Origin of the sequence: Microbulbifer variabilis ATCC 700307, from assembly GCF_000380565.1 — a bacterium.
Lineage (GTDB): Bacteria > Pseudomonadota > Gammaproteobacteria > Pseudomonadales > Cellvibrionaceae > Microbulbifer > Microbulbifer variabilis.
This window is the reverse complement of record NZ_AQYJ01000027.1, coordinates 292,685-304,839: the sequence shown is the minus strand read 5'-3', so window position 1 is coordinate 304,839 and position 12,155 is coordinate 292,685. Positions and strand designations below refer to the sequence as shown.

At 53.2% G+C, this 12,155-nt stretch carries 6 protein-coding genes; 1 reads left to right on the top strand and 5 read right to left on the bottom strand.

Annotated elements, in window-relative coordinates:
* Positions 1–70: 70 nt before the first annotated feature.
* The 5 genes from G367_RS23950 to glyQ all read right to left on the bottom strand — a co-directional run bounded on the left by G367_RS23950 (position 71) and on the right by glyQ (position 11,100).
* A complete protein-coding gene (locus G367_RS23950; RefSeq protein ID WP_020413868.1) occupies positions 71–3,052 on the bottom strand; it encodes a S8 family serine peptidase in 2,982 nt (993 codons plus the stop codon).
* A 578-nt stretch (positions 3,053–3,630) separates the two neighbouring features.
* Complete coding sequence (locus G367_RS26965; RefSeq protein ID WP_157533531.1) at positions 3,631–6,612, bottom strand: S8 family serine peptidase; 2,982 nt, start codon at positions 6,610–6,612, stop codon at positions 3,631–3,633.
* A gap of 846 nt (positions 6,613–7,458) precedes the next feature.
* Positions 7,459–8,007, bottom strand: coding sequence for a D-glycero-beta-D-manno-heptose 1,7-bisphosphate 7-phosphatase (gmhB, locus tag G367_RS0114495; protein WP_020413866.1), 549 nt, complete (start codon positions 8,005–8,007; stop codon positions 7,459–7,461).
* 55 nt (positions 8,008–8,062) lie between these two features.
* Positions 8,063–10,144, bottom strand: coding sequence for a glycine--tRNA ligase subunit beta (gene glyS, locus G367_RS0114490; RefSeq protein ID WP_020413865.1), 2,082 nt, complete (start codon positions 10,142–10,144; stop codon positions 8,063–8,065).
* The gene (gene glyQ / locus G367_RS0114485) at positions 10,144–11,100 is read right to left on the bottom strand and encodes a glycine--tRNA ligase subunit alpha (protein ID WP_020413864.1); all 957 of its coding nucleotides are present in this window, start codon (positions 11,098–11,100) and stop codon (positions 10,144–10,146) included. The genes glyS and glyQ overlap by 1 nt, the downstream gene beginning before the upstream one ends.
* 159 nt (positions 11,101–11,259) lie before the next feature.
* On the opposite strand from glyQ, the gene G367_RS0114480 reads away from it, so the two are divergent.
* Entirely contained in the window at positions 11,260–12,147 is an 888-nt protein-coding gene (locus tag G367_RS0114480) for a lysophospholipid acyltransferase family protein (protein ID WP_020413863.1), read from the top strand.
* Positions 12,148–12,155: the final 8 nt, after the last annotated feature.

Below are 12,155 nucleotides of genomic sequence, written 5' to 3'. Positions count from 1 at the left end.
AACTGGCCGAGGTTTTATGCTTCGGCCAGTTTCTAAAAAATGAATGCCCATTATTAATGAGAATTCATTTTTACTGGGTGTTCACCATGATCTCGGTTTCGGCAAATACCTGTTCACCGTTACCGTGGCTGAGGATACCCAGGGCTCGGGTACCGGGGGCGAGACCTATCCACTCTAGCTTGATATCGCCATTGCTGTTCATTTGTGCCTGAGACGGAGCTGTGAGCTGGGTGTTGCCACTGTCACCACTCAGGTTGAAGTTAAACAGGGTAAATGGCGTGGGGCCCTCTGCAGAGGCGTAGTCCACTACGAATACCGCATACTGACCTGCGGCGGGATTGACCAAATCGACAGATTCAGCGGAAGTCGGTGAGCCGCTGGTGCCCACTTCTGGGAAGTCGGGGCCGGGGCCATAGACTTGCAGGTCCAGATCATCGCTGCCACTCCCATCACCTACGTCAGCATCAAACAGAGCTACGCGGGCAAGCTCGGTGCCTTCAGGAATATCGAAGAAAATCAGCTGGTTATCTCTATCTTCAACGCTGCCGGGGAAAGCTACACCTTCAGCCAGGCCTTGAATACCGACTTGATAGTCACCGCTGTAACCGAATGCCACGCCCAGGTCTAAGGCACCATCAGTACCTTCAGCTGTGACCAGCTGGGATGTGGATAACGGCACCGGGCGTACGGCAATGGGGCTGCGTACGTCCTGGCGTATACCAACAGATTTCCAGGTAAGATCACCAAACGCCCACTCGTTCATAGCCGCTTCTTCGGTAACCGTGAAAGTAACCTGGAATTCGGCACTTTCTCCTTCGCCCAGGCGCAGGACTTTTGGATTAACGCTAACCTCTACACCCTCAGGAGTGTTTACTGAGGCCCAATACCACTTCTGGCCGCGACCAACACTGGTAACACGTCGCTTGATGGTCTGGGTACCGACCAGATCACCGATGCCGATAGATGGCAGGTTCAGGTCACTGGAATCCAGTGAGTAGCCCTGAGAGACAAGCTCAGTACAGGTAGTTTCTTCGATAACCTCCGGTTGGTTTTCCGCACCACATAGAAATGCCAGGTAGTCGTTGAAACCGGCATCGTAGACTAACCCAGGGCGGAAGGCGGCGGCAGGTACAATTGCACCGGCCCCAATATCAAATGGATCTGCAGCTTCGGGTCCGAAGGACTTCAGCAGGTCAGTTCGCGCTGTGCTCATCAGGGCAGACTTGGCCATTGCCGGGCTCCAGTCAGGGTGAGCCTGCTTCAGTAGAGCCATAATACCGGCAACATGGGGGCTGGCCATGGAGGTGCCACTCTTGGTACCAAACAGGCTGCCACCGCTCAATACTGGAGAGGTACCTGCGAGGATGCCAACGCCCGGCGCGGCCACATCCGGCTTGATAATATCCGGCGCGCCGACGTTGTGGCCCCGAGAGGAGAAGCTGGCGATGCGGTCTTCGCGAGATATTTTCAACTCTGGATCCAGAATGCCAGCGGCCCCGGTATTTTCGACCAGCATGGCGCCGTCGGCATAGCGAATCATCACTCCGGGAATTGTGGTATCGGGGGCTGACATTACGATTGGATCCATACGATCCACGGCGGTGCCGTCGTTGTATACGACAATTGCTACAGCGCCGGCATCGGCCGCATTATTGTACTTCTCTGTGAAGGAGCAGCCGCCACGTTTTACCAGGGCAATTTTCCCTGCCATCTCCTCGGGGTTAGTGAGTTGGGAACACGCTTCCAGTGGAGCACCGGCAACCAGGGCAGCAGACAGCAGACCGGTGTCCTCCATAGTTACCGGGCCACCCCCTTCACGGGCATCGTAAGTGCCGGAGACAGCTTCTGGTGCGTTTACTTGCAGGGCTGTGCCAAAACTCTGGTCATCTTCTGCGGCTGCTACCGCGGTGATCCAGGGTACGCCGGAGGGAGTTCCCATGGTCTCCGGAGCAGGTCCGCTGTTGCCAGCAGAAGTGGCGACAAATACGCCGGCGTCAGCAGCGAACAGGAAAGCGATATCGTCCGCGCCAGTGAAAACGGTACTGGAGCCGCCCACCGAGTAATTGATCACGTCGACGCCATCGGCTACGGCCTCGTCAATGGCCGCCATGGAGTCTGCTGATGAGCAGCCACTGTCATCGGGGTCTGGCGCATCCCAGCAGACTTTGTACGCCGCAACCCGGGCACGCGGTGCCATGCCGGTAAGGGTCTCACCTTCCGGTGTCACTATGCCGTAGTTACCGGCGGCAGTGGTAGCAGTGTGAGTACCGTGTCCGTCTGCATCGCGCGCAGACAGGAACTCATAATCGGCTAGGGTATTATTTGTGAGGAAGGCATCGGAGAACGATTTGGCCTTAATCAGCTTGTTGTTACAGGTAAAGGCGACGTCTTCCGGATTGAATTCGGTATTGCCAAATTCACAACCCTCGCCGATAAAGGATGCAGGTACGGGTCCATAGGCAATATTTCTGCCACGATTCCCCTGACGCGGGGTCGGGATATCGGCGAGACTTGGGTGCTCAGGGTGGATACCAGAATCAATGACACCTACTATCACATCCTCACCAGTGATACCCCACAGCCAGGGGCTGGGGATACGGGTCAGGCCGAGAAAGTCCGCGGTGGAATCCGTGTGCATCTTAAGCAGGCGGTCCTCCCAAACACCCTTCACATCTTTGTGGCTACGAAGCGCTTCAGCTTCCTTCTCGCTCATCACTGCTGCGAAGCCGTTAAAGGCGGCTTCGTACTCATGCACCCTACGCGCGTCTGGAATAGATGAGAGCACTCGCTCGCGGCGGTTTTTAAGGAAGTTGGCGTAATGACGATAACTGCTGCTGCGAGGGTCCAGCTTGTGACGCACCTCCGATTTGGTGGCAGATAGTCCTGGAATGGTTCCGCTATAGGAAGAAAGTGGCTCGCCGTCCAACTGGACGATAAACACTTTCCTTTGTTTTTCCAGGCTGGGTACGAGTGTGTGTTTGGGTGTTTCTGCAAAGCTACTGGCCGAGGCCAGTATCCCTGCCAGAAGCGTGAAAATTATTTTTCTTTTCATCGATGTGTCCCGTTTTTATTTTTAGTGGCAGGCGGGATTTAGCATGAAGTAGGGACTATCCGCAGGTATAAACAAAATATATTTTGTTATATGCGGTACTGCAAAGTATTGCCTCCAAGCAGTGTGCACTTTTGGTTTGATGGTATTCCCCCAAGCCAAGATGGACAGAACCGCCCAGCTATATGCTTTTAAAGGAATATGTCGCGTAACTCAATGAGTGAACACTGAATTTAATACTTCACTCAAATTTGAACACAAAAGGATGAGAAATAAATACAGTTAAGTCATTTATGCCTGTTGGACTCTTTAATATTTGAGCGAGCTAAACCTGTCTATGGTACCGGTTCTTTTTAAATTCAGTTTTTAAAAGAAGTTTAGAGAACTCAGATAAATTATAGAATGCTGCTGTATTCATCTGGCACGGGGGAATGGTTGATCTCTTTGTATTATGAATATCACCGGTGTTTTTATTGACCAGGTGGGGTGGATCGCTTTCGTGTCAATAAAAAACCGACCAAAGCACAAGGCTTTGACCGGCTCCTAAAAGCATAATTCTTACCGCTTCTCAGCGAAGAGAATTATTGAGTATTAACCATAACCTCGGTCTCAGCAAAAACCTGTTCTCCGTTGCCGTAGCTAAGGATTCCCAGAGCGCGGGTACCAGATGCAAGACCCATCCACTCTAGTTTGACGTTATCATTGCTGCCCACTTGTGCCTGGGAGGGAGCTGTCAACTGAGTATTGCCGTTGTCGCCGCTTAGATTGAAGTTGAACAGGGTAAATGGCGTGGGGCCCGCGGCGGAGGAATAGTCCACCACATGCACTTCATATTGACCTGGGGTAGGATTCATCATATTGACAGACTCGTTAGAAGTCGAAGATGTGCTGTCGCCTACTTCTGGACCATTAGGGCCGGGACCGTAAACTGTTATATCAAGATCGTCGCTGCCGCTACCGTCACCAACATCCGTATCAAAGAGGGCTATACGTGCCATCTTGGTACCCTCTGGGATATCGAAATAAATCACTTGACTAGCTTGGTCTTCAATACTGCTGGCTACTGTCTCAGCCTCAGCCAAGCCGCTTATGCTGACTTGGAAGTTGCCGCTATAGCCAAACACCATTCCCAAGTCATGGGCACCATCAGTACCCTGTACATTCACTAGTTCGGAAGTAGATAGGGGGACAGGTCGCACAGCGATTGGGCTGCGTACTTCCTGGCGGGCACCTACGGATTTCCAAGTTAAATCGCCGAAGACCCACTTGTTTATAGCGGCAGTGTCAGTGGCACTAAAAGTAACCTTGAATTCTGCGCTCTCTCCTTCCCTAAGGCGTAGGATTTTTGGGTGGACATCCACTTCAATACCTTCTGGTGCATTTACCGATGCCCAGTACCATCTCTTTCCTGGAGCCACGCTGGTCACTCGGCGTTTCACTGTCTGGGTCCCGACTAATTCACCTATGCCGATTGACGGCAGATTGAGGTCGCTGGAGTCCAGGGAGTAGTCCATGGATACCAATTCCTCACAGGTTGCAGGCTCGAGAATCTGCTCCTGGAACTCGGCACCACATAGAAATGCTAAATAATCATTAAGCCCTGCATCGTAGACTAGACCGGGGCGGAAAGCTGCGGAAGGTACGATTGCGCCAGCACCAAAATCAAACGGGTCTGCGGCTTCAGGACCGAAGGACTTCAGCAGATCGGTGCGTGCAGTGGTCATCAGTGCGGACTTGGCCATTGCTGGGGACCATTCAGGCCGGGCTTGCTTAAGGAGAGCCATAATACCGGCTACATGAGGGCTGGCCATGGAGGTACCGTTTAATGATTCAAATAGGCTACCACCGCTCAATACTGGTGAGGTACCTGCGAGGATACCGACCCCCGGTGCTGCGATATCCGGTTTAATAATATCCGGTGCACCAACGTTATGGCCGCGGGAGGAGAATTCAGCAATTCGATCCTCACGGGATACCTGTTGTTCTGGATCAAGAATTCCGCTAACGCCAGAGGTAGCGGCAATAAGCTCGCCGTCTTTGTAGCGGATCATGACACCTGGAATAGTGGTATCCGGAGCAGACATCGAGAGTGGATCCATACGGCCATCGTCAGCCCCATCGTTGTACACTACGATAGCCACGGCACCCGCATCAGCGACATTGTTGTATTTACTTGTGAAGGAGCAGCTGCCGCGTTTTACCAGAGCAATTTTGCCTTCCATTGCTTCGGGGTTGTCCAGCGCGGAACAGGCTTCCAGGGGCTCGCTTACAACGATAGGTCCTGACAAAAGGCCGCTATCCTCGAGGGAGACAGGTCCTCCACCTTCCATCAGTTCATAGGTACCAGCAATAGCCTTGGGTGCATCGACTTGGAGTACAGTTGCGAAGCTTTGGTCGTCCTCAGATGCTGCTACTGCAGTGATCCAGGGAACGCCGGAGGGCGTACCCATGGTACGCGGGCCGGGGCCGTCATTGCCTGCGGAGGTTGCAACAAAGACGCCTGCATCGGCGGCAAACAGGAAGGACATATCACGACCACGAGTAAATACCGTGCTTTCTCCACCCACAGAGAAATTGATTACGTCGACTCCATCAGCGACAGCCTCGTCAATGGCCGCCATAGAATCAGATGAGTAACAGCCGCTTCTGTCTGGATCTGATGCGTCCCAGCAAACTTTATATGCAGCAATTCGTGCTCTGGGAGCCATACCAGTGAGGGTTTGGCCATCTGGAGTTGCTACCCCATAGTTACCGCCGGCGGTGGTGGCAGTATGAGTGCCGTGCCCATCAGCATCTCGGGCGGACATAAACTCATAGTCTGCCAGAGTGTTGTTGGTAAGGAAGGAGGTGTTGAAGGCTTTGGCCTTGATCAATTTATTATTACAGGTAAAGGCAGCATCGCCCGGGTTGAATTCGGTATTACCAAAGTCACAGCCTTCGCCGGTGAAGGATTCTGGAATTGGCCCGTAGGGAATATCAACTCCTCGATTGCCCCGACGTGGCGTTGGTGTATCGGCAAGACTTGGATGCTCGGGGTGAATCCCTGAGTCAATTACACCAATAACAATATCTTCACCGGTGATGCCCCAGAGCCAGGGACTGGGTATTTGGGTCAATCCGAGAAAGTCCGCAGTGGAATCTGTGTGCATCTTGAGCAACTCATCTTCCCAAACACCCTTTACATCTTTATGAGCGCGCAGAGCCTCAGCTTCTCTCTCACTCATTACTGCGGCAAATCCATTAAAGGCTGCTTCATACTCATGTACTTTGCGGGCCCTGGGAACTGCGGAGAGTACCCGTTGGCGACGTGTTTTCAAGAAATTGGCGTAGTGGCGGTAACTGCTACTACGCGGATCCAGTTTGCGCTTTAGGGCCGGCTTAGTAGCAGAGAGGCCTGGAATAGTGCCACGGTATGCAGATAGAGGCTCTCCATCCAGCTGAACAATAAAAACTTTTTTTCGTTTTTCCAGATTGGGAGAGGGTGTATCGCTAGGGGCATCAGCGAAGCTGCCAGCTGAGGCCAACATTCCCGCAAGAAGCGAAGAAATAATTTTTCTTTTCATTGTAATTACCGTTTTATTTTTCTATCAGGAAGGATCTTTTTTTGAATAAAAAATTTTCTTCAGCTGCTTAATTTAAAAAATATTTTTTTAAATTGAGGTGGTGGAAGTTGCTCTTTAAAACTACGTCCATTTCTGATCTGCTGAATATTTAAAAAACCAGAAGAGAAATACCCGTCCTGCTATCAGCTTTTAAAGGAAAATGGCGTGTAATTCAATGCGGAGGTTCTGAATTTAGTACTCCAACTATATTTAAATGCGAAGTGGTGTGATAGAAAGACAGTAAAGGTATTAAGGTCCAGTAAATAACTCTAATTTTTATAATAAATAATTAGCAACAATGTTGTATTTAAAATTCACTCCTAAAAATAGGAAGCAACATTAAATTTACTAACACGGCAGCTGTTATCTCACAGGAAATTGCTACACGCTTTGCATGCCATGTGAACTGGTTGCTAAAAGTATAATTCTGATCCCTTCTCAGCGAAGAGAATTATTTTCTTTTGTGTATCTGCCATAACCTCGGCCTAAAAAAACCTGTTCGCTGTCGCCAAGATGCTCAGAGCACGGGTGTAGGGGGCGGGGTCCTTGCAGTCAAGGTTACTGTGCCCAGATTGTTAATTTGAGCCCGAGATAGAGGGGCGGTAGGTTGGGTATTACCCTCTTTACCGGTGAGGTCCAAAGTAAATAGTTTGGAGCCTTATACTAAGCGAAATCTTCGACAAATACGGTATATTGGCTCGTTGTAGGACTGTGATGTGGTTAGCACCCAGCTTACGAAAAACTAGTGTTTACAAAAGCGGCTGGGGAAAGCTTATAGTTAGGCAAAGCTCATAGATAGCGACACATTTAAACCAGCACAAATTGACTGAACTGTTTTAGGTCCCTGAAAACTTTAGTATCAGCCAGTCTAGGGTCCGGCTTTTCCACCAACTGTTGAAGAGTGAGTATACCTTCGCCGGATTGTACCAGTACTGGTTGGCAGCCTTTTTCCAGCGCCAACTGTAAATCCGCCAGTTTGTCGCCAATCAGATAGCAACCGTGCAGGCTGGTATCGAATTCCGCTTCGATTGCATCAAGCAGGCCCGTCAGGGGTTTGCGGCAACGACAGTTATCTTCAGGGCTGTGGGGACAGTAGAAAATCGCGGCGATCTCACCGCTGGCATCCTCTACCAGAGTACGCATTTTGGAATGCATCGCCTCTAGATCATCCAGATCAAATTGGCCCAGTGCCAAGCCGCTTTGATTAGTGGCAACTACCAGTTGATGGCCGGCCTGACTGAGCGCTGCCAGCGCCTCAATACTGCCGGGCAAGGGTTGCCATTCGTCGGCGGATTTGACGAATTTATCTGGATTTTCGTTGATCACCCCGTCGCGGCCGAGAATGATAATTGCCATATTCGTATCTCCCTAATCTGCGAGGCGGGGCTTAATGCCCCGCCTCAGCAAGTCATTACTTGGCAGGAACCAGCAGGGAAATATCGGCAACTTCGAGGAACAGTGCACGCAGCTGGGCCAGCAGCGCCAAGCGGTTGTTGCGCAGTTGCTCGTCGTCGCTCATCACCATCACATGGTCGAAGAAGTTGTCCACGGTTTCACGCAGCCCGGCCAGACCGGCGAGGCCTTCGGCGAAGAGTGCATCGCTATACAGCGGTTCAACTTCTGTGCGGGCAACCTGTACGGCGGCGAATAGGGCCCTCTCCGCCTCCTCCTGCAGTAGGGCTTCATCGACATTGCTGGGCACGGCGCCATCCAGTTTGGCGAGAATATTGGAGACGCGTTTGTTCGCTGCTGCGAGGGCACCGGACTCCGGCAGCTGGCTGAAGGCGTTGACCGCGTGCACACGATTGTCGATATCCAGCGGTCGTGACAATTTTCGCGCGGCAACCGACATAAAGACCTCGGCGGCAATGCCCTGATCCTCGTAGCGGGCGCGGAAGCGCTCAAGTACATATTGCAGAGTCTGCTCTACCACCTTGTCGTATTCACCCAGGGCGGTGCGCGGATAGTTGTCACGGGCCAGTTCCAGTAACTCGCGCAGGTCCAGATCGAGGCGCTTCTCTACGAGAATGCGGATAATGCCCAGGCTGGCGCGGCGCAGGGCGAAGGGGTCGCGGGAGCCGCTGGGAGGCTGGCCAATGCCAAAGATACCCACCAAGGTATCGAGTCGGTCTGCCAGGGCGATTACAGTACCGGTGTCGCTGACGGGCAGCTCGTCACCGGCAAACTTGGGCATGTACTGCTCGTACATGGCCTTGGCTACATCCAACGGCTCGCCATCATTTTCGGCGTAGTAGTAACCGGCGATGCCCTGCATATCGGCAAACTCGAACACCATCTCGGTAACCAGGTCTGACTTACACAGGCGGCCGGCGCGCTCGGCCCAGTCGCCGTTACTACCGGTTTTCTCGGCGATAGTGCGGGCCAAAGCGGAGACCCGCTCGGTTTTGTCGTAGACGCTACCCAAATGCTGCTGGAAAACGATCTGGCGCAGTTTTTCGCGGCGTGATTCCAGGCTGGTTTTCTTGTCAGTTTCGAAGAAGAAGGCGGCATCTGCCAGGCGTGGGCGGATTACCCGCTCGTTGCCGTGGATAACCTGGGCGGCATCCTGACTCTCGATATTGGACACGGTGATAAAGAAAGGCAGCAATTGGCCGTCTTCATCCACCACGTGGAAATACTTCTGGTGCTCCTTCATGGAGGAGATCAGGGCTTCAGCGGGTACTTCCAGGAAGCGCTCTTCGAAGCGGCCAGTAAGGGCGACAGGCCATTCCACCAGTGCAGTCACTTCGTCGAGCAGATCGTCGTCGATGACCGCTTCACCATTGACGTTGTTGGCTTCGGCAATCACCTGGGCACGAATGGCTTCGCGGCGTTCGGCGAAGTCCGCCATGACGTAGCCAGGTTCGCGCAGAACCTGTGCATAGTCGTGGGCGGAGTGGATCTCCAGCTCCCGATTGCAGTGGAAGCGATGACCACGGCTGATGTTACCGGCTTTTAAGCCGAGTACTTCACCATCTACCACCTTGTTGCCGAACAGCATGACGAGCCAGTGTACCGGGCGCACGAACTCCTCGCGGCGTGCACCCCAGCGCATACGCTTGGGAATGGGAAGCTGGGCCAGGGCTTTCTCGATAATACCAGCCAACAGGGATTCAGTTTCAGCGCCTTTTTGCTCGCTGATAAAGGCCAGGCGCTCGCCTTTGTCGGTCTCTTTGCGCCCGAGTTCTTCAATGGTTACGCCATTGCTGCGGGCGAAACCCTCAGCGGCTTTACTGGGCTTACCCTCTTTATCGAAGGCGGCTTTGACGGCCGGGCCCAGCTTTTCAATTTGCTTGTCCTGCTGTTTGTCTGCCAAGCCAAACACCGCTACTGCCAGGCGGCGGGGGGCTGCGTAGGCTTTAACTTCACCAAAAGACAACTCGGCGCCTTTGAGGCCCTGGGTAATACCATCGGCGAAAGCGCTCATTAATTTGTGTAACGCTTTTGGTGGCAGCTCTTCAGTGCCCAGCTCTACCAGAAAATCCTGAGCCATTACTGCTTCTCCTCTTGCTCGATGTCTTCCACCAAAATATCTGCCCGCAGAGCTTCATCTGCCAGGGGGAAGCCTAAGGCGCGGCGCGCATCGTAGTAAGCCTGTGCCACGGCGCGGGCCAGGGTGCGTACACGCAGGATATAGCGCTGGCGCTCGGTCACTGAGATGGCGTGGCGCGCATCCAGCAGGTTGAAGGCGTGGGAGGCCTTCATGACTTGCTCGTAAGCGGGTAGTGGCAGGCCCAGCTCGATCAGGCGCGTGCTCTCGCGTTCGCAATGATCGAAGGTAGCGAACAGGAATTCCACATCGGCGTGTTCAAAGTTGTAGTGGGACATCTCCACTTCATTCTGGTGGAAAACGTCGCCATAGGTGACGGGGCTGCCATCCGGGTTGCGGGTCCAGACCAGATCGTAGATGGACTCGACACCCTGCAGGTACATGGCGATACGCTCCAGACCATAGGTGATCTCGCCGGTAACCGGGTAGCACTCGAGGCCACCGACCTGCTGAAAGTAGGTAAACTGGGTGACTTCCATACCGTTCAGCCAGACTTCCCAGCCGAGGCCCCAGGCACCCAGGGTTGGGGATTCCCAGTTGTCTTCTACGAAGCGAATATCGTGAATAGCCGGGTCCACGCCCATGGCGCGCAGGCTGTCGAGGTACAATTCCTGAATATTGTCCGGGGACGGCTTCATTACTACCTGGTATTGGTAATAGTGCTGAAGGCGGTTGGGGTTCTCTCCATAGCGGCCATCGGTGGGGCGGCGGCAGGGCTGTACATAAGCCGCATTCCAGTTTTCCGGACCTATGGCGCGCAGGAAGGTCGCCGGATGAAAGGTGCCGGCGCCCACTTCCATATCCAGAGGCTGTAGAATGACGCACCCTTGGCGCGCCCAATAATCCTGCAGGGCAAAAATGAGTCCCTGAAAGGTACTGAGATCGTATTGCTTGGACACCGCTATCTCCGGATCAGTATCTGCTGTGGGCAAAGGGACGCAATTATAGCGGTAGCGGCTGCTGCGCTTAAAGCGTTGTGACCACGCTGATGGTTTGAACCGCCATACTTGGCTTTAGGGCCGCCAAACGGCGGTATTTTTGTATAGGAAGTTGTTGCATTGGATATTAAGGGGCACCTGGCTGCAGGTGCACTGAAACTGATTGGCAGATTACCGCTGTCCTGGTCGAGGTGCCTAGGGCGCTTGGCTGGCAAGACGGCGGTGTTGTTGCGTACCGAAGGTCTGCGCCTGAGTAGAATTAATCTGGCGCAGTGTTACCCGGCGATGAACCCTAAGCAGCGGGAGAAGCTGGCCCGGGAAAGTGTGGTTAATACCGCTGTCACTGGATTCGAGATGGCGAGTATTTGGCACCATCCCTGGGCGGTCAATGAAAAGACCATAGTGTCGGTACGCAATCAACACTTGTTGTCTTTAGGAGAAGAGGGTGGTCGCGGCACCCTGGTATTAATGCCGCACACAGGCAACTGGGAAATTTTTGGTATGTACCTGGCGGCTATGGGGCCGTCTATGGCATTGTACCAACCGCCCAAAATTGCTGAATTGGACCCGGTGATTCGCGGTGGCCGCGAGAAGACCGGCGCACAAATGGTACCCACCAATATCCATGGTGTGCGCTCCCTGCTCAAATGCTTGAAAGCCGGTCATGTCGCGATGGTATTGCCGGACCAGGAGCCCGATATGGGTGGGGATTTTGCCCCTTTCTTTGGGCGGCCGGCATTGACCATGACACTGGCTCACAATCTACTGCAACGCACTAAATGCCACGTGGTATTCGGTTTTGGCAAGCGTGTGGAAGGGGGTTTTGAATTGGTGTTTTTGCCCGCCGAGAACGCAATTTACAGTGAAGAGCAGAAGGTCTCCCTGGCGGCGATGAACCGTGGTGTTGAGGCTTGTATCGCCCAGGCACCGGAACAGTACCAGTGGGAGTACAAGCGCTTCCGCAAGCAACCGGAAGGCAAAAGCAAAATTTATCGCAAGAATAGATAGCGCTGCCG

Excerpts from the sequence above, each read along its gene's own strand:
- glyS (WP_020413865.1), bottom strand. The coding sequence starts at position 10,144 with ATGGCTCAGGATTTTCTGGTAGAGCTGGGCACTGAAGAGCTGCCACCA.
- gmhB (WP_020413866.1), bottom strand. The coding sequence starts at position 8,007 with ATGGCAATTATCATTCTCGGCCGCGACGGGGTGATCAACGAAAATCCA.
- G367_RS26965 (WP_157533531.1), bottom strand. The coding sequence starts at position 6,612 with ATGAAAAGAAAAATTATTTCTTCGCTTCTTGCGGGAATGTTGGCCTCA.
- G367_RS23950 (WP_020413868.1), bottom strand. The coding sequence starts at position 3,052 with ATGAAAAGAAAAATAATTTTCACGCTTCTGGCAGGGATACTGGCCTCG.